The 22,768-nt window shown below is 43.4% G+C and carries 19 protein-coding genes and 2 pseudogenes; 1 reads left to right on the top strand and 20 read right to left on the bottom strand.

What is annotated here, in order from left to right:
• Positions 1-4: 4 nt before the first annotated feature.
• From BP95_RS0118320 to BP95_RS34040, 12 genes and pseudogenes are all read right to left on the bottom strand, one after another.
• On the bottom strand, positions 5-667 hold the full coding sequence (locus BP95_RS0118320; protein ID WP_028532940.1) for a hypothetical protein: 663 nt from the start codon (positions 665-667) through the stop codon (positions 5-7).
• A 370-nt stretch (positions 668-1,037) separates the two neighbouring features.
• The gene (locus BP95_RS34035) at positions 1,038-1,211 is read right to left on the bottom strand and encodes an Imm70 family immunity protein (protein WP_081819921.1); all 174 of its coding nucleotides are present in this window, start codon (positions 1,209-1,211) and stop codon (positions 1,038-1,040) included.
• Positions 1,212-1,370: 159 nt separating this feature from the next.
• Positions 1,371-1,862, bottom strand: coding sequence for an Imm6 family immunity protein (locus BP95_RS30845; RefSeq protein WP_051614131.1), 492 nt, complete (start codon positions 1,860-1,862; stop codon positions 1,371-1,373).
• Positions 1,863-1,881: 19 nt separating this feature from the next.
• On the bottom strand, positions 1,882-3,615 hold the full coding sequence (locus tag BP95_RS33615; RefSeq protein WP_051614132.1) for an eCIS core domain-containing protein: 1,734 nt from the start codon (positions 3,613-3,615) through the stop codon (positions 1,882-1,884).
• Positions 3,612-3,974: a hypothetical protein gene (locus BP95_RS30860; RefSeq protein WP_036667269.1), complete on the bottom strand. Its 363-nt coding sequence runs from the start codon at positions 3,972-3,974 to the stop codon at positions 3,612-3,614. The genes BP95_RS33615 and BP95_RS30860 overlap by 4 nt, the downstream gene beginning before the upstream one ends.
• Positions 3,958-6,033 (bottom strand): ATP-binding protein, encoded by a 2,076-nt coding sequence (locus BP95_RS0118345; protein WP_028532941.1) that lies wholly within the window; start codon positions 6,031-6,033, stop codon positions 3,958-3,960. Before BP95_RS0118345 ends, BP95_RS30860 begins: the two co-directional genes overlap by 17 nt.
• A complete protein-coding gene (locus BP95_RS30865; RefSeq protein ID WP_051614133.1) occupies positions 6,030-7,313 on the bottom strand; it encodes a Pvc16 family protein in 1,284 nt (427 codons plus the stop codon). The genes BP95_RS0118345 and BP95_RS30865 overlap by 4 nt, the downstream gene beginning before the upstream one ends.
• Complete coding sequence (locus tag BP95_RS0118355) at positions 7,310-8,107, bottom strand: hypothetical protein (RefSeq protein WP_028532942.1); 798 nt, start codon at positions 8,105-8,107, stop codon at positions 7,310-7,312. The genes BP95_RS30865 and BP95_RS0118355 overlap by 4 nt, the downstream gene beginning before the upstream one ends.
• Positions 8,104-8,772 carry a T4 family baseplate hub assembly chaperone gene (locus BP95_RS0118360; RefSeq protein WP_152523825.1) on the bottom strand — a complete coding sequence of 223 codons (669 nt, stop codon included), beginning with the start codon at positions 8,770-8,772 and terminating at the stop codon, positions 8,104-8,106. Before BP95_RS0118360 ends, BP95_RS0118355 begins: the two co-directional genes overlap by 4 nt.
• Before the next feature lie 86 nt (positions 8,773-8,858).
• On the bottom strand, positions 8,859-9,380 hold the full coding sequence (locus BP95_RS0118365) for a phage tail protein (protein ID WP_021260932.1): 522 nt from the start codon (positions 9,378-9,380) through the stop codon (positions 8,859-8,861).
• A 17-nt stretch (positions 9,381-9,397) separates the two neighbouring features.
• A complete protein-coding gene (locus BP95_RS0118370) occupies positions 9,398-11,059 on the bottom strand; it encodes a phage tail sheath family protein (protein WP_028532943.1) in 1,662 nt (553 codons plus the stop codon).
• A gap of 742 nt (positions 11,060-11,801) precedes the next feature.
• Positions 11,802-12,420, bottom strand: a pseudogene (locus tag BP95_RS34040) (phosphoenolpyruvate synthase); the annotation flags it as partial.
• Positions 12,421-12,798: 378 nt separating this feature from the next.
• Between BP95_RS34040 and BP95_RS0118380 the strand changes: the two are divergent.
• A complete protein-coding gene (locus tag BP95_RS0118380; protein WP_028532945.1) occupies positions 12,799-13,479 on the top strand; it encodes a DUF4386 domain-containing protein in 681 nt (226 codons plus the stop codon).
• Between the two features lie 6 nt (positions 13,480-13,485).
• Here the strand turns inward: BP95_RS0118380 and BP95_RS0118385 are convergent, their stop codons facing one another.
• The 8 genes and pseudogenes from BP95_RS0118385 to BP95_RS0118420 form a co-directional block, all read right to left on the bottom strand.
• On the bottom strand, positions 13,486-14,559 hold the full coding sequence (locus tag BP95_RS0118385; protein ID WP_081819947.1) for a phosphotransferase enzyme family protein: 1,074 nt from the start codon (positions 14,557-14,559) through the stop codon (positions 13,486-13,488).
• Between the two features lie 409 nt (positions 14,560-14,968).
• Positions 14,969-15,043: pseudogene (locus BP95_RS34045) on the bottom strand (hypothetical protein); the annotation flags it as partial.
• Positions 15,044-15,076: 33 nt separating this feature from the next.
• Entirely contained in the window at positions 15,077-15,358 is a 282-nt protein-coding gene (locus BP95_RS0118395; RefSeq protein WP_028532948.1) for a hypothetical protein, read from the bottom strand.
• Between the two features lie 75 nt (positions 15,359-15,433).
• On the bottom strand, positions 15,434-15,922 hold the full coding sequence (locus BP95_RS0118400; RefSeq protein ID WP_231515141.1) for a TetR/AcrR family transcriptional regulator: 489 nt from the start codon (positions 15,920-15,922) through the stop codon (positions 15,434-15,436).
• A 446-nt stretch (positions 15,923-16,368) separates the two neighbouring features.
• Positions 16,369-17,484 carry a glycoside hydrolase family 88 protein gene (locus BP95_RS0118405; RefSeq protein ID WP_028532950.1) on the bottom strand — a complete coding sequence of 372 codons (1,116 nt, stop codon included), beginning with the start codon at positions 17,482-17,484 and terminating at the stop codon, positions 16,369-16,371.
• Between the two features lie 88 nt (positions 17,485-17,572).
• Positions 17,573-19,204: a response regulator transcription factor gene (locus BP95_RS0118410; RefSeq protein WP_028532951.1), complete on the bottom strand. Its 1,632-nt coding sequence runs from the start codon at positions 19,202-19,204 to the stop codon at positions 17,573-17,575.
• A gap of 6 nt (positions 19,205-19,210) precedes the next feature.
• Entirely contained in the window at positions 19,211-21,007 is a 1,797-nt protein-coding gene (locus BP95_RS0118415; protein ID WP_028532952.1) for a sensor histidine kinase, read from the bottom strand.
• A gap of 121 nt (positions 21,008-21,128) precedes the next feature.
• Complete coding sequence (locus BP95_RS0118420) at positions 21,129-22,469, bottom strand: ABC transporter substrate-binding protein (protein ID WP_028532953.1); 1,341 nt, start codon at positions 22,467-22,469, stop codon at positions 21,129-21,131.
• Positions 22,470-22,768: the final 299 nt, after the last annotated feature.

The following is a 22,768-nucleotide window of genomic DNA, read 5'->3' on the forward strand; positions in this document are numbered from 1 at the left end:
TGTTCTACACCGTAAAGGCGCTCGTTCCGATGTCTAGTGAGCTCAGGTTGGCACCTGTATTCCTGCTGGCGAGGCGCTCTTTCTGTTGCTGATAGGCCATGTAAAGACTACTTGCCCGTTCATTGAAGCCGACATCATTGACGCTAAGTACGCGCATTGAAAGGTTGACCTTAGCCCTAATAGGATTAAGTGCGGGATCAAAAGCCTCCTCAACAATGCTGAACTCGGTCAGAATCACTGGCACAATTCGATTCTTGCTCCAAATAAACAGAGTCAGCGGCGCCTCTACAGGCATAATCTCCAGCGTGCCTCCTGCCGCTAACACGTTGTTAGCTTGCAACGTGCTGCTGCTCGGATAGACAATCGTCTCCAGCGCTGCAAGCTGCGGATAGAGCCCGACATCGACAGTTGTCTGGTTCACGATTTCTAATTGATCAGTCGCATCGATCTCAGCTTCCAGTTTAAAAATCTCTGTAGGCGGCCCCTTGAGCCGCATTGTCTCCACACGATCACCCGCTTCCGCCGAGATTCCATGGATCTGAAGCGTACGCGTCAAGGTATCTGGATTATATTGCAGTGCGATGATGCGCTGTACCGCGCCACTAGCGGGGTCAAGCAGCACGATGCCGCCTTTTTGAATGCGTGGTGAGCCTGGGAATGTGGTCATGGGAAGCTCCTTTTAATTCGCTATCCTTTTTACATAAATTACAATAAACGTATTATGGCCTATATATTGTTTTATATGCACAAAATATTACAAGGAGATAAGTCTTAGTATCTTCCATACTCCGCTATGAAATTACTAAAATTATTTTATTTTCAACACCCGTGACATGCATCTTAGTAAACTTGTACTAAAATGATTAAAACGAATACTTGGCGAATCTTACTCCTTAGGTTAGTGCTCTCGCCAAAAAAATACCTTGAAAGGAACGAAGCCAATCAAGGTCAAAATAGTTCTAAAGTTTACGAATATTCATATCGCACTTATCTTCTTCTGCTACCTGAAATGCAGTATAGAGAACTTCAAAAAAAGTCTAACCATCGCTTGTCGCAAAATAATTTGATAAGTTTGTTACTTTCGGACTGATATCTTCCCCCCAAGGCGGTTTTTTGGTTGCGGATGGGATTGATTTTCGTACTCTAATTACTTGCATGAGCTGTGTCCGCATTCGTAATACAACCTTTTTTATCATCTGCTGATTCAGCATGCATTTTTAGCGCATAGTTTCGTTTTTTAGCGTATTCTATTGTTCAGGGAATAGATAATATAGGCACAAAAAAAACCTTGACTGAGTGACGAGCACTCGGTCAAGGCAGTAAGATAAAGAGCTTTTAGGTAATATTTGAACTGAGCGAAACCACCTGTATTACTTACCGAAGTAATTAACCGCATCAGATTTAGTTCTTATATCTCCATGCAATACGTGCTCAAAGTAATCCTCTGCAATTTCCTTGTTTTTGGGACTGATACAATAAAAACACTCTAAAAAATGATTAATTAACTCATCATCGACATTTTCAATTGGAGCAGGTAAATACCTTGCACCTTCAAAAATATACGCTTGTTTATTCACAAATGAAACAGCATCAACAATACAATCCCATTTCATCTCATTTTCTTCTTGTTCATCCATTTGCATTTGAATAAATAAACCTCCGAATTCTGTACCATCATCTAACGAAGTGTATATTTCATCTCCTGTGGGAGTCTTTGTTTCAAACCACTCCCAACAAATATCCAAAGCTTTTCGAGCATCCAAATAGTAATTATCTCCATTTAAAGTTTGGATAACAAACTCGCTAAGCCCCAAATAATAAATAATTTGCTTATCCGAAGATAAAACTGCCCAGTTACTCAAAATCAATACCTCCTGCCTGTTATTCGATTAATTTTCCACCTTTGAGAATGAAGTCTAATTTGCCAGCAGCTTTTACTCCTTCTTCAACTTCAGAGGTCACTTTAATAATAAGGTTTGGATACTTCTGTGACAATTGCATAAATATCCCCGGCTTAACATTGGGGTTAGAAATACCTTGTATACACGCTGTACAAACACCTTTGGTATTAGACTGATGAATATAAAATGTGCCTTTAACCTCTTCCGGTTTAAGTCCCGCTTTTTCAACCGCAGCAACGAAATCATTTATTACTCCTTCTTCGGCATGTCTCGTAAATTGTGGACTTTTTCTTGGGGCTTGTATAGGTCGGTCCGGCATAATATCATCCAAATCTGGAAGGCCCGCTTCCTTCCTGACCACTGGTGAGCCACCCTCAAAACTTTTTCCTTCAAGCCCTTTTACATCTGTTCTTCCTATAGCAATTGTATCAGTCTCTGGAACACTCCACTTTTTGCGTAAAGTATCTAAGTCATTTTTTCCTAACTCAATATCACCTTTAACAGTCCCTTTAGATACATTTCCCTTATTCTGTTTGACAGATGATACAGGTTGTTTTGTGACAGTTTCCTTGACGTTCTCCTTATCAAGCATTGCAATATTTTGTTCGGTACTTTCAAGTGCAACTTCAGTTGGTTTAACCTGTGATTGTGATTGCGAAGGAGATACGCGTCTGATACTTTGTCGTGGAACTTTACTGCGCACCACTGTAAAGGACGATTCTTCTGCTGGTTCGGCATTAATGGCTCCACTCGTTGGCATGGTAATAACAAACATCACAGCTGGCAAAGCCGCTTTCATGAATTGAATATTGGATTCTTCCATAATTTCTATAGCCTCTACCTTTGCCTTCCATAACCGGGGCGTTGTACGAGAGTTCATAACTTGTGGAAAGATACGGTTTCCGGAACCGACATGCCCTTGCGCCATAGCATTCCGAGCATTCTCTGAAGTCATGGATTGTTCAATAATATCATCAATATGGATATCAATTACAATTCCGTCAGGGTAAAGTACCTGCAACCACTCAGAAAGTCTTCCTCCAGAACTACGATAATCTAAATCGTAATGTACTGCATCAAACAAGTCTACATAGTGATTCCATGGTAATTGGGAGATTTTCGGATCTACAGAAGGCATTGTTGTTTGGGAGACTTCTGGATTGATGCTTTGTAGTGCTTCTTTTCGTTGCAATAAAGCTGATGGACGAGAAAAGTTCTGTTTATTAAGCGGGATAGAGGTTGTTAGAATATATGATGTAATTGCCTCTGCCTCCCGTTCAGTAGGATCATCTGGGCGATTTACATTGAATTGGGTTAGAGAAGTGTATTTGTTGTTCTGCACTACATGAGCCAATTCATGAGCCATCAGCTTTTTTCCGGCAGTCGTCTCTGGCTTGTGCTGTCCCTCACCAAACACTATATCTTGTCCAACGGTGTATGCAAGCGCATTCACTTCCCGAGCCGATTCAGCAGCTCGCGCGTCTGTATGCACGCGTACGCAGCTGAAATCATGGCCGAAACGCGGTTCCATGAAGGCTCGTGTGGATGCTTCCAGGGGCTGGCCAGGCGATTTCAACACTTCATGCACAATCGGGGGGATTACCGAAGGCTTCTCTGCTCGCGTGGCACTGCGCTGTAGCAACCCTTTGTTTGACTCTAACTGAGTTGATTTTGCCGGCGGAGTTTTCGTATAGATACGTGTCTGGTCGCTCATCGTTTTTGCCCTCCTGCGTTGTTGCTCCAACCCTGAGTTGTCTGAACAGCGTTTTTATTGCCCAAATTGGAGTATCGAGACGGTTTGGAAACGCTTTGTGCTCCCAAACTCAAGCCTCTATATACCGCATGTGCGATCTTTCTGCCTATCGCTTCTGGCATGACTCCCTGGTTCATATGGAAGGAACCAGGTGCGATATCACCCAATTCGCCTCCCCTTAATAGTTCGGGTGGTACCCCTTGTTCAATGCATAGGCGCATCAGTTCACGCTCAATTGCAGTACCGATACGCGAATGATCCCTAACAGGAAAGTCGTGTAGAACCAGTTCCTCGATATGCAGCTCAATGCTTGGTTGCATCTGAGAAACCTCCAATCTTAATCTCGGCGAGTGCCTTTTCTAACTTGGCAAATTCACTCTGGGCTGCTCGCTGCAAATGAGTCATTCCTATAGGCTTCCCTTCGTCCGCCGCAAGAAAGGCGGCGTTCAGGGCGATATTACGAATGTTACCACCCGCGATTTGCAGGCGTCCCAATTGCCCCAAATCCAATTCCTCAGTGGGTGTGGTCGGCAGGTATATACGCCGCCAAATCTCAGCTCTCTGTTGGGCATCTGGGAACGGAAACTGCACTACAAAACGGATACGACGTAAAAAAGCTTGATCGAGAGCGCTTTTCATATTAGTAGTTAGAATAGCTAGGCCACGATAGGTCTCCATGCGTTGCAGCAAATAGCTGACCTCAAGGTTTGCGTAGCGATCGTGACTATCTGTGACCTCACTGCGTTTGCCAAAGAGTGCATCGGCTTCGTCAAACAGCAGGATGGAACCGCCATCCTCGGCAGCATCAAAAATACGACGTAGATTCTTTTCGGTCTCTCCGATGTATTTGCTAACCACTGAACTAAGATCGACGCGATAAAGATCCAATCTGAGTTCGTTTGCAAGCACCTCCGCCGCAAGGGTCTTGCCGGTTCCGCTGGGACCGGCAAAGAGTACACTGATTCCCAGGCCACGGCTAGAGCGCGCGCCAAGCCCCCAGTTCTCGTAAACAACACCACGCTGGCGTACTTGGGCTACGATTTCGCGCAGCATTTGCATCTGCGGTTCAGGTATAACCAGATCAATCCAAGTCGCGGGTGAATCGATGCGTTGAGCGAGATCACTCATACGCAGACGAGTTTGAACGCGGCAGGCATCCCAGAGAGCCTCTTGCTGGTCAAAACCTTGGGCGCCGATCGAATAGATGGTCATTGTATCAAGATTGAACTGAGAAACTAGCGCATCAGCTTTAGCGCTCGCATCAGGTATATCTTTTCCTATCACACTTTTCCAGACAGACTTTTGTTCGCCTGCACTAGGTTTCTGAACCTCTAGTACTAACATCTGACGATGCTGAGTACGTCGCTGCTCACGGCTGGAAACAATCATCGGGGCATTCATCCGTTCGACCAAACGTATCAGTGCATTTATCCGAGAGGTATCCATCTCATCCAATCTGTCGCAGTCCAGAAACAGAGTGGATTTTGACAGTAACGCCTCCCGTTCCCAGAGAGAGATTAAGGTATCAAAATCAGCCGTCGAGGTAGGGATGAGGTCGGCGGATAAGACAAAAAGGTTGGTTCCTTTGAGCGAACAGGCTTTAGCGGCAATAGAACGCCTTATGACGTTTTCAGCTCCGTATAATTGGATGACAGCCGCTCCTTTGGTCTGAGTCAAGGCACCTGTAACCTGTTCAACTAAGGCTTCGTGCGAAGGTACAAGTGTGTCCGAATCTCGCAAAGGATCGACCAAACCAACCAGGCGCTCGTCCATGTATGATGTGCCAGCCAGGTAATGAAGTGTCCATTCATCGATGCGCAGCGGGCTGTAAACCAATTCATGACCTGCGCCAATCTCGATTAACCTCCATCGGCGTAGCGGAGACTCCGGAGTGAGCGCGCTCCAATGGCCGTCGGGCCAAAGCGTAAGGGCCAAACTAAAGGTTGAGTATGAACGTGCAGGGTCTCCCTGGATAGCCGAACAGAGCCGCGCAAAACGGGAGTCCATTTCAATGCCAGCGCATAACAGGAGGATATTACGTTCGAACTGAGACAAGTGCAGCGCGCTGCACAGTGCTTCCAAAGCCGCAGGCGGTGTCATGTCCGGAAGCACTTTTTCTTTCACAGGAAGAATCTGTCGTTTGATTGGAGTATCAATCACATGTTCAACGTGATTAGGACGGAACTGACTTATCAAACGCTGAATGAACGTAGGGCGTGTTCTTCTAGAACGTAATCCGATCGTGTTCATCGTGCTTTCGCCCTTTTTCTCCTCCTTCTCGAGCGAATAAGACTCAAGACTATTGCGCATGCTCGCCAGAGCGATCGAAAGATACTCCTGATTGGCATCATACCAATTCTTTATCATTACTCTGCTCATAAAACCTCCACTGTTGGCTTATAGGGCATGTTGAATGTCGGACTCCCCTGTCGTGTATCAATTTCAAGATTGCTCTCCGCTCCGTCAACCCTAACTCGCACCAAGTATGTTCCTGGAGGAATACCCGTCGTCTCAAAGATCAAAGAATTGCTATCGGTGTCCCGTGGCAGTCCAGGGATTGTAAAGGTCAACGGCTGTGGTGGTGATGTGTTGGAAGCTGGTATTGGAACGAACTCATTGAGCAGCAGCTCGGCACGCTGTTGCACACTAACTGCCGGAGCAATGTTAGCATCGAAATGCTGGATCTCTGGTAAAACGGTAACGGGATTGCTTATCTGTCTGAAACTGATGCTCTCTAGTACAGGTTGAATAATTAGAGTGGCGACATTGGATTCAAAGCCAGGACGCAGCTGATGATCGCCCACGTCGATCTGTTGCCTTACCTGAACAGCGTTGATCCCCGCTCGCGCATTGTCCGGCAGATGAACCACAAGGCGCTCGGCATGTAAAGGAAAATCAGGCGTCAGTAAATTGTTGCCTAAAGCCACCTGCGTGACGCTGCTCTGATTTCCTGCTTGTAAACTGCTCCCATGAATCGTTAACGGCGCTCCCGCGTGGTAGGCGATTGCTGGTGGGTTGATCTTGTAAATCTTTGGATAATTGAACGGTACAACGGTAACAACCGGCTGGCGCACCGGCAATGGCGCAGCAATAGCATCATCGCTTTCAATAAAGACTACGCTAGCTTGATAAGCGATAGAGAGTGCGTAATCCACCTGGAAAAACACAGACCAGATCTTTGATAACTCCTCCGTGTTAAGGGTCAATGGCACAAACTTTACAAGTTCAATCTCATTTGCAAGGTCGGAAGTAGACAAATATTGGTATTGACTCATCTTTATCGTATTCTGAATCATTTTGCGAGTGAGCACCGGATATGTATGGATGGTGCGCATCACACTCCCCAATAAACGCTGCGGTACCAGTTGACTTTCTTCTCCATAGAAAGTAACTAGGTAGTGTAAATCTAGGGCTATCCTCGGACGTTGAACAAGTTTAGCATTAGAAGCATTCCGCGACGGAAGATCATTATTACGCCAGTAAGGATTGGGTGTCACCTGATACAGAAAAATATTCACACATGGGCTAGGCATCTCTTTTTTCGGGCGCTGTGTAGTCACAGTGACCCCCTGCACGTCATGCTCATCCATCCCAATTGTGGACTGCAACAGGTTCTTCAGAGTCGCGGTGGCAGTCGCTACGGCAAGAAAATTGCTCATAGCTTTCCTTGATTCCTTGCTTCCAGGTACTCTTGCAAAGCAGAGCGTTGCGCTGTTATCTGAGACATCTGACGTGGTGGAGTGGACGTAACAAGCGCCCGAACATCAACACGCCCGATGCTTACCTTAATCACATGAGGTACAGCTGTGGAGGCTGTGGATTCAGCTTCCCGCATTGCAGGCTGCCTCGGTTGTTCTCCTGGCTGAACGCCTTGATTTTGCTGTACCTGCAAGGTAGGCGAAAAGACTGACTCAAACCGGATCATACCTACTGGCCTGATTAACTGCTGCGGTTGCTCAGTCTGATCTTGTTCGTACGGCACACCATTAGACTTCTGCACATCTGTGTTCGGAGAGAAGACATTGGCTGGCTGCGGCACAATTGGCAATCTTTCCGAAAACTGCAGCCGCTCCTTCTGATCTGCTGATTGTCGAGAAGCGGTAGTTATACGTTCGTGATGTCGAGGACTTTCCGACCGCAAAGCACTAAATTCTTCATCTTCTCGATCAGATTCGCTGTTCGCCTTCTCTCGACGGACAAGTGGTCTCGACCTCTTCACGAGAGAGGAAGGCTCGACCTCTTCTTCACCGCTTACATTACGCTCCAATAGCTCCACTCTCGATTCTCCGAGCATGGCAGGTTCTGGCGTCAACAGAGGTGCGGCAATTTGAGGCTGAAAAGCTAAGCTGGCTAAGGCTCCTTCTTTCAGGTCTGGCAAAGCGAACGCGGATGAACTTTCCGAAGAGCTGACTAAAAGGGTTTTGCATGCCATTTGTGTGAAAAAATCGTTCATTTCGTCACCATCTCCAGGTAAAATTGCCTGCGGGTAGTGCTCAAAGCGAGAATATCTGACTCTGGCCATCCATAAGCCATTGCCAACATATGTACTTCTCGCAAAAGACGCTGGGCTTGGAACTCAATTTCTTTCCAGAAAAACGTCACAATATCAAATTGATTCTGCCAAGACTCTCCACACGCCGGGCAGATCAGATCAAACTCAATCAGTGCATGCGGATCGCTCTGTTCTACGCGCTTGGATAGCGCGACGATAATATTTTCCGGCAATTCTTCAGCCGGAATCTCCCGGCCATCCAGCCATGCTCGCCTAACGCAGCGTCGTGCAAGTTCTTTACGTACTACTTCTAGTCTCTTTTCTGCGCGACACGCACCCAAGTCGGCGCTTGTCAATAAAGCAAAATCGACAGTATACTTTTCTTCACGAAACATTCTTTCTTCTTCTGCCGGCCCTATCTTTAGCCCACTCACATCAGTTGAAATTCCCAGATCCGCTGCTTCGAAGTCAAACTCCAATTGCTCACCACAGGACAGACAAGCAACAAGACTCGGCAAACGTTGCCCGAAGGTTAGAGTACGGGCGGCAAAGAGTAATTTGTCACGCCGCCCGATGGGTACTTTAGATAATCGCTCGCGTTTGCAATCAGGAAAGACTTGTTCCAAAATCGTTAAAGCTCGGTCAACCCAGACTTGACCTCGACCTCGCTCCCAGATCTGCAGGATTTCATGTTCCCTTAAACCCTTCATATCTAGGCCAAGTCAAAACTGACTTCAACCGGCTCGGTTACGCTTATATCGCGCTCCCAGCCCTCGTTTTCAAGCTTGATATGTTGGATCGCAACTGCATTAGCGTTGCCGTCCAAATCAGGTAGGGCTTGGAATTCTGATACCCAGCAGCGAAAAACATTATAGGAGAGTGCAAGTTGACCGCTTTCGTTATAAAGCTCAATAATCAAATCTTTGCGAAAATCCTTGAGTGAAACTTCGCTCCCCAAGCCGGCACCGTAGTTCCACACCTTGCTTGCCCAACGCTCAAACTCGGGATCATGGGTCACTCCGCGTTCCAAGATAATGGCTTCATATTCAGTTCTTCCCGGTGATTTGCGGCTGCTGCTTGGATCTCCACCCTCTCGGTGCTTGATCACCTCGGTTGTACGTTTAAGGGCTCCGACCTTGCTTATACCAGCGACATATTTCCCGTCCCACTTTACACGAAACTTAAAGTTTTTATATGGATCGAACCGCTGGGGATTGGCAGAAAATTGTGCCATCTCGTCTCCATCCTCTCTCAGACTTGAATTTGACCGGCCATCTGTTGCAACTGAATGATAACAAACTCCGCGGGTTTTAGCGGGGCAAAGCCTACAACGATGTTGACAATCCCGTTGTTGATGTCGTTTTGCGTAGTGGTCTCCGAGTCACATTTGACTAAATAGGCATCTTTTCGACTTTGTCCCTGAAATGCACCCTGTCTAAAAAGATTTTGCATAAAAGAGCCTACGTTGAGCCTAATTTGCGCCCAGAGGGGCTCCGCATTAGGCTCAAACACGACCCACTTCAGACCTTCATAGAGACTCTGTTCGATAAAAAGCGCAGTACGCCTTACTGAGATATACTTCCATTCGCTAGCTTTTATATCCGCTCCGTCAAGCGTTCGGGCCCCCCAACTCACCGTGCTGTAAATGGGGAAATTACGCAATACATTTATCCCGAGCGAATTCAGATTTCCATTAACCTGATCATTCAACTTGATAGGCAAATCCACTCCTACCAACGTTGCTTCAGTTCCTGCTGGAGCTTTCCAGACACCCCGCGTGGCATCAGTCCGCGCGTATATCCCCGCAAGCGTGCCGCTTGGTCCAACATTACGCGGGCGATTTTCGTTGAGTACATCAGGAATATGCAGCCGTGGGAAATAGGTTGTGGCATTGGGATTGATTCGCAAACTGTCCAGTGTTTTCAAAAAATTATTTGTCAGCTTATCAACCGTATCGATGGTGGTCGGAATGTCCACAAGCACAACGGCGCGCTTGTCCTCACAATATTTAATTACTTCAACATAAGTCGCGAGGTAGTCTTTGGTTTCGAGATTGGCCGTGGCTGGTATACAGAGAATATTGAAATGAAATGGCGCTATGTTATCTAACGCATACATACCCGTTTTCTCTGTCTCATGACCGATTAACGCCTCGCTGAAGATCGTAAATTGATCGGGCTTCAATTGACCCTCGCTGTCGAACAGGTTCCCATCTTTGCCACCGTCAAGGGATTTATACGCATCGCTCACGGGATCAGTAAGAACGCTTGATGTAATAACATCTTTAATTGTTGTGCTTGTGGGCGATGGCATTGTCGCAGTGCCTGTACCGGTATTAAGATCCGTCAGCTGAATGAGAGTTGAGGCCGCATTAACGACATCAACCGCGTAACGCGGAGTATTTTTAGTCATGGTTAAATTTCGATAAATTTCACTATTGACTACTTTCGGTTTCCCATTCACGGTTGCAACTTCACGCACTGCGAGATTAAACTGACTAGTAGGATCAGGGGTATTATTGTCGATTGCTACCTGCACCTTATTTGAGAGGTGGTTGGTCGAATCACCGGCCCACGTCCCCGGACTAGCTGCAGTAACGTTCAATGTGCTTCCCAACGTAAAAGTTGCCGGAGCCATTTTCATTTTTTCGCTGTTAACACGGATAACCCAAGCAAGTTGCCCGCCATTGAGATAAAACTGCTGAATTGCATAGCTGGCTTCACTACGCTTATCCAACCCTCCAAAAATACGCTGAAAATCACCAAAACTGGTTATTTGCGTTGCCTTGTTGACAGGTCCACGAGGGAAAAAGTCAACAAAGGCCGCTATCGATGTACTAACTCCAACAATAGGATGTACCCCACTGGGGATTTCCTCAACATAGACTCCCGGATACGTAGGTTGTATTGGCATGAATCCTCCTTAGAGATGACTTGCCAGTAGGCAGGATATAATCAACGGCATTTAAACTTAATTAAAAAAGGGCTTAAAGTTTCATCAATATTTTCAAGTACTCGGTCTGATTAACATCGCCAATTCAGTAAGCATGTGTAAAAACATTCCCTATATGTTCCCCACTGGATTAAATTCTCCATTTCTCATTAAATATATACAACATTTTATATAGCTTCCGTTTTCTTACTTGCGCCTCAATGAGGCGGAGAGTTATGTATCAGTAATATCCTCATCTTCTTGTCAAGAACTTGGGAATATAAAATAAAAACGCGATTAACACGAAAAAATGGCCTCAATACTCTTTTAATCACAGATGAGAAGCCCTTGTTGGTGCGATGTTTACCATGTATTTGCTGCTTCGCTTTTATCGTTAGCCGAGTACTATTGCTCTCCTCTTTCTGTTGAGCACTTTTTGCGGATCGTGTTTAATAGGTAGAAACATCACAGGCACAAGAAAAGATTACAATAATTCGACATACCTCTCTGTTCCATGCAGGTGAATTCGCTGTCCATTTTTGCAATGGTGGCCAACTAGGCTCCGTAAAGTCAGATCAGCTTCTTCCATGTTCAAGATGGCACATGGCGGAGTTTGTTTTTATAATCGTTGTACCCATCATTTCGTTTGCTGATGATGTAGTCATCCCGTTTATTTGTGCGTACTCGTTAAGCTCTTCGAAAGTGAAATAATAGATCTTCGTTCTCGTTCTAATAACTCTTGTTCTTTTACAAAAGCTTTTTGCAGCCCTTGCTCAAACTTCCGCTGGTTAGCATAAGGCTCAAAGTTTTTGATGTTACCAAGGCTCAACGGGACAAATGTAGCTGGTTCTTCACTCCAACGCGTTCTGGTAATATCGATCTCTCCGGCACATCGCATTCCGTATTTATTGAGAAAAGCATAGATCGCGTTTTGGGTCTCCTGTCTACCCTTCAACTGCATCAGTCCACCCCCCCAGAAGTTAACCAAAATTATATTATGTAAACCATAAATAACTTTTGGATAAGGACGGATTACATCTGTGACATCCAGCAATCCGGACCCATTCGAAGTAATTGTGTTAGGTACAGATTGAGAAAGCAGATCTGCTTCTTTTTTTCATCTAGCCACTCGTATATGTTTTTATTGATCTATGTTGAAGCATCCATAGCGGTTACCACCTAAACTCTGTGAGCCGAATAATATCTTCTTTAATTCCTGGATATCTATCTTCTAGCATAAAATCAAATAAAAAATCGGATCCTGATTTCGTTCGGATGCGATGTTTCAACGATTCAATCGATTTTTGACAACGCGTAATCAACTCCGAAACGATGGTCTTATCGGTTGTCGATGGGGTGCTTGAAACCCCACAGCGGTGAACAAAATCCCCGAGACTTGTGGGTATACCATTGTTTGAACGATGATGGATAAATACACTTAAATGTGGTCGAAACCATTTTGCATCTGTGTTTACTCCATTTCCTGAAAGCCGAGGATCAAAGAACTCATTCCATCTCTCCCCTAACCATATAAATTAAAAAATACATTTGCCATAAGGTTCTCATTTTCATGAGTCACATCATCGAACTTGGTTCAATCCACGTTTCAACTTGATTGATTCAACTTTATTAGCAATTCTTCCCGAGCCCTGTCATGTCAGTTAGCGACTCGGAGTATTTTGATAGTAGCCCCCACGATAGATATGATAAGGAGGTTCATTATGCAGAGGAAGAGTATCCATTCAAGTAGAAAGTCTGCTGTAATGATTGGGTTGTTATTCATAGTCGGTTTAGTGGCAGGGATATGTAGTGTTGTGCCTGTTATTGATGGAGCAGACTATCTGGTCAACGCTTCTAAAAATGAAGGTCAGGTACTGATAGGAGCGTTTTCTCAATTATTAATGGTTGCTGCCTATGTTGGGGTTCCGATTTTGCTGTATCCGATGTTAAGCAAGCATAATAAAGGTCTTGCTCTAGGCTCTGTTGGCTTTGGCATCATTTCAGGTGTGTTCATTATGATTGGTGTTATCATTCTTCTGCTGTTATTGACAGTAAGTCAAGAATTTGCAAAGGTTGATGCTCTGAATGTATCCTATTTCCACACCTTGGGTGAATTGTTGCGGAACGGTCGGGATATAGTGAACCATGTAGCAACAACACTGACATTTGTTTTAGCTATGTTCTTGTTTACCTGCATATTCATCCAAAGCAAAATCATTCCCCTTTGGTTGTCATTTTTGGGTTTTATTGGCTCAACACTATCAATATTGGCAAGTCTATTATTTATGATTCGCTTCATCGGACTGGACACAACCTACATGATACTGAACGTGCCGATTGCTTTTCAACAATTGGTATTGGCTATATGGCTGATCATGAAAGGATTCAATCGGGCGGAATAGTTTCTATTAAATATTCCGTTCCTCATACTCAAAGGGTTCTTCACATGAGTAAATGTCATGGAAAAAGCCCTTATACGGGATATCCTCTTCCATACATTTTATGAGATACGACATTACCTCGTCACTCCTTGGCTCCTCACCGCTGTTCTGCATCACCTCGAAGTAGTCGACGATATTTTCCATGTCACACACCTGAATAAATAAAGGTAACTGATCCATCATCGAATCTTCGATCTGGGTCTCGGATCTGTATCCCTCGAGGACTATTTCAAAATAATTATCCATAAACGTTTTACGTTTAGCAGCATCTGGTTCAAATTGTACCCAGCCCACCCCGCTTATCCAGAGACCTGCCAAGTCAAACATGTACCAACAGTAACAAGAGTTATCGAAATCATATACGGTTATTTGCCCGTTATCAAAATCTATCGAATAATTCCCATCGTTGTAATCAAAATGGTTCATACCGAAAGACTCATGGCTTCTGTCCAATCCTTCTAAGGTATGAAGGAGCTCTACCAGCTTCTTCTTAAGAAGAGAGAGGGAGTCGGGTATCAGTTTATTGATATATTCGACATTATATTTGTCAAAAAAGCTATACCTGCGATGGACAGGAGTATACTCTTTCGATATGTGATGCAGTTTCCCCAGGGTTTTACCACAGTTATAAAAGTATTCGGAGAGAGGAACCCCTTCCCGGTACCGATAATGATTTTCCACAAGCAATTTTCCCTTGGCCTTTTCGAACAGGCAGATATAGAAGGTATGATTTTTATGCGTGATCTCTTCCAGCAGATTCCCCTTTTGGGAGCAGACTACATTCGAGACATTTCCGCCATGCTCAAATAAATATCGGATATACTCCACTTCGGCCAGGAAATCTCCCCGCTTCCTGTCAGGTAAGAAGGCGATTCTGAGAATTTTAGCGTCAGCTCCCTCTTTCTCACAGGTATATACGACATTCCGCCCTCCGTCATGTGCCGGAATAAGCTTAATTTCATAGCCTTCTAATCCGAACAACTCGGTTACTACTGGAAGTAAATAGCTATCTCCGATTGAAACAGCATCGTTATGAGTCATGATATTTACTTTAGTTTGCAATCCCTTTAAGCACCTTCCTTCAAAATATTCATAATTTCTACAAATGGAGCTAATTTACAACCACCTTGTTTAGCATTGATAAGTCACTCCTTCCAGTATTTTCTACTTCCTATTCTACCTAAAAACCCCATACGGAGCTAGATGGCGTATCTAATTGAAACTGAGCAGATCCAACCCGAAATTAAAGGGCATTCGCGATAGCCGATGAAATTCCAGATGAGGTCAATTTATTGAAAAAAGCATAGATCGCGTCATGGGTTTCCTGTCTACACTTCAACTGAATCACCCCATTCCATATGTTTACCATAATTACATTATGTAAACTATTACTGACTTCTGGATAAGGTCCTATCACATCTGCGACTTCCAACAGCTCCAAACCCATTTCCGAAGCTTGTGGGAACACCATCCTTTGAACGATAACGGATACAAACACTTGACTGTGGTCGAATCCATTTTGCATGTTAACCTAGTCCCAACTCATAAATGAAGGCGTTTACGTATCGATGCCAAAGATATCTTTTGGTTCTGCCTCGATGTGCAGCTCCATTTTTTGATCACCCTTTATTGAAACATACAGAACTTTCAACAATACCATGTTTCTCTTATCGCAGTAAGATAGCCCCCATTCTGTTACGGAAAGAGAATCACAATCCTCGACAAAAAATGAAAGAATCACGTTTATGTTTTCATTCACTATAGCTTCTTTAATACTGCTTCCCTTTATTAACAAATCCGTGCTTGCATACGGATCTTTAATCTCCCACGTTTTTTTCATTCTATTTTAGTTTCCTTTCAGCATTACCCTATAAAATTTGTATGGCCGCTGCCTACTGCCTTAACGTGTCTTTCTTTATTTTAACGTTGGAGATTCCGTCAAGCCTTTCATGATAAACTCTGCTAGATACTGTATCAATTGTGGAAAATGACGAAGCCCAATCTCTTCCTTGTGTGCATCGATATAGGCTAACGAATCCAAAAAGGCCGGCAAAAGTTCTTCATCTATATCATCTCGTATTTTTCCGTCTTCTTTCCATTTTCTGAATAGTCCAGTATAAAGGCTGCGAATGGAATCATCTTCCCCTTTCATTTCTTCATAGTAGTGTTCCAATTCCCGGAAGAGATCATGGTTATACCACTCTTTTAAGATATTACTCGAGTTGGCAGCACTAATGTTCTGCTCCACGATTTGTCTCACTATCGTTACGGGATCTTGATTCATGTCGAAGGATTCGATAATCCGCTTTTTGAATTTTTCGTTTTCATTCATATAAATCTCAAAGAACAATCTCTCTTTCGAGGGATAGTAGTTATAAAAAGTACCTACCGCTATTCCTGCCATTTTTGCAATATCTGAAATATTCGTATCCTTAAATCCTTTGGAATGGAATAATTCCCAGCCGCTATTGGAGTTTCTCAATAAACACGAATGAATAATTTTTTATTTCATTCATGTTTGGACGAACGAAAACAAGCCCATCAAGTTCCTCATTATAAAATTCAGTAAGCACTTCATGAAATGAATGAATATATTTTAATCCATTCATATTAATCATAATCGTATTTAGTCGTCAATAGATCAGTATTTCTTGAAAAAGAGAAATCCTAATGACACAGCGTTCTTATGTAGCTTGTGACGAAGTTCATTTGAATCTCCCCTTCCTGCGATATCATAAAAATCAGCGGTAGCCTTTGACTGGATTATCAAGTCTAAAACTGCCGCTGAATTATTTAAAGTGCTTTGTCTATGGTTACAGCTCAGTACTTGTGATGAACAGTTCATTTACATTACCAGTAGCTTCTAATTCCGCATTGCAGACGAACCAAAGCCTCAAGATAATAATAATCTCCCCATATCATATAATCATCCGGCCCACGATCTCCTCTTACGTGATAAGAGCCATGCTGCAGTAAACCTTCTGCATCTGGCATATTCATTGTTGAAAAGTTCGCAACAAGTGACTCCATCTGTTCATGCAGTGAATTGGTGAAATACTCATGATCTGGATCTTCCACATCAAGCATGCCGATAAGCTCAATCAAGCCGCAGGCAACGATTGCAGAAGCAGAGCTGTCACGAGGGGTTGACGCTTCAACAGTAACGTCAAAGTCCCAATAAGCAACATGATCCTCTGGCAGATGATCGATAAAATATTTCGCCATACGCTTAGAGGCAGCAAGGAAGTCAGGATCTTGCGTATATCGATAAGCAAGCGCAAAGCCATAGACACCCCAAGCTTGTCCTCGTGTCCAGGTTGAGCCATCCTGATAGCCCTGATGCGTGCCTCCACGCAGAGCATTGCCATTCTCCTGGTCGAAATAGAAGGTATGGTAGGAAGAGGAATCACCTCTAACTAGGAAACGCAAGCTCTTGCGTGCATGTTTATACGCAATATCATAGTATTCCTGTTCACCTGTCTGCTCATAGGCAAAGAACAATAAAGGAAGATTCAGCATGCAATCGATGATGATTCTGCCGCCGTTCTCAGGATCTCCTTCTGTGCCCCATGCTTGAATAATACCCATCTTCGGACGCCAGCGATTAGCAAGCACTCGTGCTGCCTGCAAGGCTACCTGCCTTGCTTCTTCACTCCTTGTTATGCGATATTGGGCAACGGCGGACAGAGAATAGAGAAAGCCGATGTCATGATGATCCAAATCCACATGATGATCTAAACGATACGTAAAGTTCTCCAAGAATTTTTCTGCTGCTTCTTTATAATAAGAATCTTGCGTATATTCATAAGCAAGCCATATCATACCGATATAGAAACCCTCGATCCAATCGTTGTTCTCTCCCCATTCATAGCACTTGTCTCCTGTAATATGAGGAAGCAATTCTGGATGATTCCGTAGATTATTTGCTATTTTAGCCTGTGCATCTTCAATTGCTTTACGCCACATGAACTCTACTCTCCTATCAGAAAAAACTTTGTAGGTATGCTGATAATTGCATGTATGGTCAATCGACTAAATGAGGTGCTGTTTGGTTCTAAACTGTTTCCATCATCCTTTGTGATCTGTCCCACGAGACAAACTCTCTTGGTGTTGTTCCTACATCACGCTTAAATAGTTTAATAAAATAACTTTTGTTCGAATAACCGAGCAAATCTGAGATTTCCTCCACCGTTTTGTTCGATTGCAGCAGAAGCTCCTTGGCCTTCTGAAGTTTAACTCGATTCACATACTCAATAAAATTGATATTCAACTCTCGCTTAAACAGCCGACTGAAATAACTCGAATTGAGATTCAAATAGCTGGCCATTTCCTCCAGCGTTATCCGCTCCGACACATGCTGAATGACATATTGCTGCGCCTTAATCACTTCCGGACGTGAGGATATCGTAATCTCGCTTAACTTAGCAGCCATACGCAATAAGTAGTCTAGGAACCACTCCGATAAATGCGACAAGGTTACGATTTGGCTTATGGTTAAATAGAGCTTCTCATCGGAAAACTCGCTTTGAAAATGAAGCGTAACTTTTATTTTCATATGTAAATCCAAAAGTAATTGCAGCACCCATTCCTTTACATAATCAGGATGAAAATGAGAGGATCTCACCCAATTCGACCAATCTCTTATCGTCACCACGAGTCCGGATTGATTCTTAGCAGCTATATGCTCGCTAATGATGGAATAATACTTTGCATACTCTTGATACATATCAATTTTGCTGAATTCCTGCTTGGACCATGTACTCACGCTGGATTCTGCACTGTAAAATCGATGCTCCAACTCCTGCAGCATAGGAAGCAGAGCATCTTGAATTTCTTTGGGTTTGCTTACCGTTCGACCAATGAAGCCGGATACATGGATTTTTAAGTACTGTTTGATGTTTGTAATGCAGGTCTGCATCATGTGATACACATAGGACTGCTCAACACTCGGATCATCCGTTAAATAGAGAACAACCAAGTCGCGACTATTGTAGTTAAAAATAACGAAATTCCCTTTATCGCTCAAAATCTCCTGAAGCACATTCTCCACCGCAAAAATAATCGTATGATCATTCAATCTGTGCACACGAGTCATCTCATTCAACCGATCTACAGAGAGGATCATGGTGACGTACTGTTTTGATTGAAGATTAATACCGTTTATTCCTGCCTTTTCAATCCAAGCATGCTTCGACCAGGAATTTTGATACAGGGTATCCTTCAAAAACTTGTTTCTGACAGCAGTCTGATTCATTTTGCCAAGTTGCTTGTAATGTTGAAATTCAGCCAATTGATCCTGTTTGGAGCCTAATCGATGTGTTATCTTCTTTAATATCTGCTCTAATTGCTCCACTTCCAAGCTTTCCTTCAGTATATAGTCCTGCACATTCAGCTTAAGTGCTTGTTGAGCGTAATGAAATTCATCATGGCAGGATATAATAATCGCCGCAAAGTCAGGGTTAATTGAGCTATACTCCGCAATCAGTTCGAGTCCATTCATTTTCGGCATGCCAATATCCGTAATCACGATATCTGGCAATCGCTCGCACATCCGAATCGCTTCCAACGCTTCTAATCCATTGGAATACGTACCGAGCAATTCGATGTGAAGCTGGTTCCATTTGACGGCTTGAGACAAATATTGAAGAACAGGGTAATCATCATCTACTACAATCGCTGTAAACATGTAGCTTCACTCCACTTCACGGTTTACTTGGGGTAATTGAAGCGTAATTGTAGTTCCTACATCAACTTCACTGTTAATCCGCATCAGAAACTTTTCGCCATATATTAATTTCAATCGCTGATAAACATTCGTCACGCCAATGCCAGAGAAGCCTGATTTGTTAGGCGCAGCATCTCCCTGCCCATTCTCAAGTTTGGTTATCAATTCTTGTAATCGTTCTGGTGTCATTCCGACGCCATTATCATGAACCTTAATCAAGAGGCGGCTTTCTTCCTCCACATTAACCGTATGCGATTCGATTTCAATTTGGCCGCCATACTGATGAAATCCATGAATGATAGCGTTTTCGATAATCGGTTGGAGCATAAATCGAGGAACGAAGACGTGGTCACTACCCACGGCAATTTTCTCGATTAACTGAACCTGATTTGCATGCCTGAAGTTCATCAGACGTATATAATGCTGAATGGTCTCGACCTCGTCGCGGAGCAATATCCATTCATTATCCCGATTAATGGTCATCCGCAGCAATGAAGATAACGAACCGATTAACTTCGCATTCTCTTGATCGCCGCGAATCAGAATGTTTAAGCGAATCGAATTCAACAGATTGAACATGAAATGCGGATTAATTTGTGCTTGAAGCATCTCAAGCTCTGCTTTGCGCTTCTGTGTCTGTTCAAGCGTAATCTGTTCGATCATCATCTCGATTCGATCCAGCATTTGGTCAATCGATTTGCCAAGTTGGCCTACCTCATGCTGTCCTCTAATCCCCGAACGGATATTTAATTGCCCCATATTGACCTTGGCAACAAATTTACTTAACTTCGTGATTGGCTTAGTGATCGCCGAGATCAGAATCATCAGAAGAATGCAGAACCCTGTAAAGAATAGAAACTGCATTATGAAGCTGGTTACTAATATCTGGTTGTTAGGGCCCACTGCCGAAGAATAGGGAACTAGACTGAGTAAAGACCATTTGGTTCCAGCTACGGGCTCTGAAACATAGATATACTTTTCATTGTTATAGACGAGCGTATTCTCGTTAATTGCATAATCAGTGTATCGAAATTGTTGTCCGATGTTTATGGATTCCGACTGAGACTGAGATAAGATCGCTCCTGATTCATCCATCAGTATTATTTTCTGTTCCGAATAGCTGTTTAGCTGACGTTGAATCTTACTTTCGTTCACGCTGACAATCACATAGCCCAGCGAATGACCACTTGAGTTTTTCATCGTACGAGCGATGGTAAGTAACTTCGGTGACTTCTGCTTCGCTTCGAAATTGCCGTAGTAATTATCTTGTAAACCAATCCATGCCGTTGAGAAAGCAGCAAGCTTATCCAGTTCCTTGAATTCAATTTTTCCATGAAAGAAATTTGGGTTAAAATCACTAAAAGAATAATTCGTATACGCAAACCCATTTAAACCCAACACAGTGATGTACATATCTGAATTCTGGGCAAACAGATCATCCAGATTAGAAATCAAACGCATGAATTCTAACTGCTGACCTGCGTTATTACCTCTGGCAAACTGCTCCTTGCTAAGAGTTACATGTTTATTGATTTCATTATTCATTAAAATGATATTCGACAAAGATAGCATCTGTTCAACAGTACCGGATACATTGGAATCAACTAATATTAACGTATCCTGCGTGCTAGAAACCGCTTTTTGCAGCACAATATCTTTGGTTACATACGTAGTTAGAAAGTAGTTCACAATAAGTGGGATCATAAAACACATCAATGCCGCAATAACCAGTTTTGTTCGAAGTGAATATCGATCTATTTTCATAATGGAACCCTCAAACGTTCATCCTTGTAGAATAGGAACAGGGAAACGATTATCTCATTTCCCCTGTTACCTATATATAATGATTTGATTTAATTTCGGTCAAGCAACAAGATCACATTTTCTATTTTTTGTTACTATTGATTACATCTGTGATCTTCTTGTCCATATTTTCAATTGTCTTAGCGATATCTTGTTTATCTAACAAGTACAATTCAACCTCTGCAATGGCGGCTTTCTCGACCTCACCAACGTAAGGAACCGGAACTGGTGCTTGACCAGGCTTCGTGTTTTTCATGGTATATTTCAAGGATTCCATATCTACCTTGGAAGGATCCTTCGAAGTGCTGACGATTTTCTCTGTCAACTTGTCAGAATCCGATTTAGCCCAACCGGAGAATACGCGACCGCCAATCTCCAAGCCCTCAGTTGTATACCATCTAACGAATTTGTATGCTGCTTCTTTGTTTTTGGACTTCGCAGCAACCCCCATGTAAGTAGGTTGTACTGGGGAATAATGCTCTGCTGTACCTTCCAGCTTAGGAATGGGAGCAAACGCTGCATGGAAGGTTGCAGGAATTGCATCCGTACCGCCCGATTCAGCAACCATCCAGTCGCCGATTGGTACCATCACTGCTGCACCGTTAAAGAACTGTGTACGATAATGCAGCTTTTGAGAAATAATGTCTTCGTATGGATTTGCTGTTTTATCTGTGTACATCATCGTTTTCAGCATTTTCAAGCTGGATGTAAGGAGTGGCTCCGTCGCATTGGAGGTTCCGTCCGCTTTCAAGAAATTGTTATCGATTTCTTTACTCTTTAACTGCAAGTTGTAAAGGTCTGGCCAGTTATGGAGGTATGCACCATACACTTTGGAAGCGCCTTCACCTTTTGTGAGCTTTTTAGCATAATCTTCGAAATCAGCCCAAGTCCAATCTTGTGGAACCGGCAATTGTGCTGCGTCCAGCATGTCTTTGTTTAACAGAACGAACCAACGCTGCAGGGAGGAAGGAAGCGCAAAAATTTTCCCATCCACATGAGTATCTACTAGGTATTCGTCACCGTACTTATAGCCTTCTTTTTCGATGTAGCTATCAAGTGGTTCCAACAGACCAATCGAAGCACGCTGCGAGTAGTTTGTATACGGCATTTCGATAATATCCAATTGATCATCTGATGCAGCCATCAAATCAAGTTTTTGCATAGATGCAACCGAATCGCCTTTTTCGTTTAGGAGATCAAGCTCTACTTTGATGTCTGGATTCGCCTTCTCGAATTCTGGTATGATTTTGCTCCATTGCGCCTTCGCATCTGTTTGCCAAGTGCTCAGCTTCAATGTTACTTTCCCTGCAGAAGTGCCATCTGCTGCTGGGGTTGATGAAGAATCAGAGGAATTGTTGCTGCCGCAAGCAGTTAGCGATAAAGCTAGTGATGCTGCTAATACAGTTTGAATTATCTTTTTCATGTAGACCCTCCTCATATGATGATGTCGAAAGTAAACTTCCTAATGTCGGTATAATCGTAACATGATTAAAATCCATTCAAAGCAGACAATTTTTACTGAGGTAAGATTATTTTTACTTCTTTATTAAAAAAGTAGATCATGATGTCGATCATGTTGATCGCCATGGTTATAGGCACTATACCTCGGATCCCAAGTAATCCGCAGATTGTCCAATTAACGAGGATATCTCCACAATCTAAGGGAAGCAGGAGATAAAATCCTGCTTCCCTATGAATTCGTCCATGCTGACAGTAACGTCA

This window comes from Paenibacillus sp. UNC217MF (assembly GCF_000686865.1).
Lineage (GTDB): Bacteria > Bacillota > Bacilli > Paenibacillales > Paenibacillaceae > Paenibacillus_B > Paenibacillus_B suaedae.

Excerpts from the sequence above, each read along its gene's own strand:
- BP95_RS0118355 (WP_028532942.1), bottom strand. The coding sequence starts at position 8,107 with ATGAACGATTTTTTCACACAAATGGCATGCAAAACCCTTTTAGTCAGC.
- BP95_RS0118415 (WP_028532952.1), bottom strand. The coding sequence starts at position 21,007 with ATGAAAATAGATCGATATTCACTTCGAACAAAACTGGTTATTGCGGCA.
- BP95_RS0118345 (WP_028532941.1), bottom strand. The coding sequence starts at position 6,033 with ATGAGCAGAGTAATGATAAAGAATTGGTATGATGCCAATCAGGAGTAT.
- BP95_RS0118400 (WP_231515141.1), bottom strand. The coding sequence starts at position 15,922 with ATGGCAGGAATAGCGGTAGGTACTTTTTATAACTACTATCCCTCGAAA.
- BP95_RS0118385 (WP_081819947.1), bottom strand. The coding sequence starts at position 14,559 with ATGACTCATAACGATGCTGTTTCAATCGGAGATAGCTATTTACTTCCA.
- BP95_RS0118410 (WP_028532951.1), bottom strand. The coding sequence starts at position 19,204 with ATGTTTACAGCGATTGTAGTAGATGATGATTACCCTGTTCTTCAATAT.
- BP95_RS0118365 (WP_021260932.1), bottom strand. The coding sequence starts at position 9,380 with ATGGCACAATTTTCTGCCAATCCCCAGCGGTTCGATCCATATAAAAAC.
- BP95_RS0118405 (WP_028532950.1), bottom strand. The coding sequence starts at position 17,484 with ATGTGGCGTAAAGCAATTGAAGATGCACAGGCTAAAATAGCAAATAAT.
- BP95_RS30860 (WP_036667269.1), bottom strand. The coding sequence starts at position 3,974 with ATGCAACCAAGCATTGAGCTGCATATCGAGGAACTGGTTCTACACGAC.
- BP95_RS0118370 (WP_028532943.1), bottom strand. The coding sequence starts at position 11,059 with ATGCCAATACAACCTACGTATCCGGGAGTCTATGTTGAGGAAATCCCC.
- BP95_RS30865 (WP_051614133.1), bottom strand. The coding sequence starts at position 7,313 with ATGAGCAATTTTCTTGCCGTAGCGACTGCCACCGCGACTCTGAAGAAC.
- BP95_RS0118420 (WP_028532953.1), bottom strand. The coding sequence starts at position 22,469 with ATGAAAAAGATAATTCAAACTGTATTAGCAGCATCACTAGCTTTATCG.
- BP95_RS0118320 (WP_028532940.1), bottom strand. The coding sequence starts at position 667 with ATGACCACATTCCCAGGCTCACCACGCATTCAAAAAGGCGGCATCGTG.
- BP95_RS0118395 (WP_028532948.1), bottom strand. The coding sequence starts at position 15,358 with ATGAAAAAAACGTGGGAGATTAAAGATCCGTATGCAAGCACGGATTTG.
- BP95_RS34035 (WP_081819921.1), bottom strand. The coding sequence starts at position 1,211 with ATGCTGAATCAGCAGATGATAAAAAAGGTTGTATTACGAATGCGGACA.
- BP95_RS33615 (WP_051614132.1), bottom strand. The coding sequence starts at position 3,615 with ATGAGCGACCAGACACGTATCTATACGAAAACTCCGCCGGCAAAATCA.
- BP95_RS0118380 (WP_028532945.1), top strand. The coding sequence starts at position 12,799 with ATGCAGAGGAAGAGTATCCATTCAAGTAGAAAGTCTGCTGTAATGATT.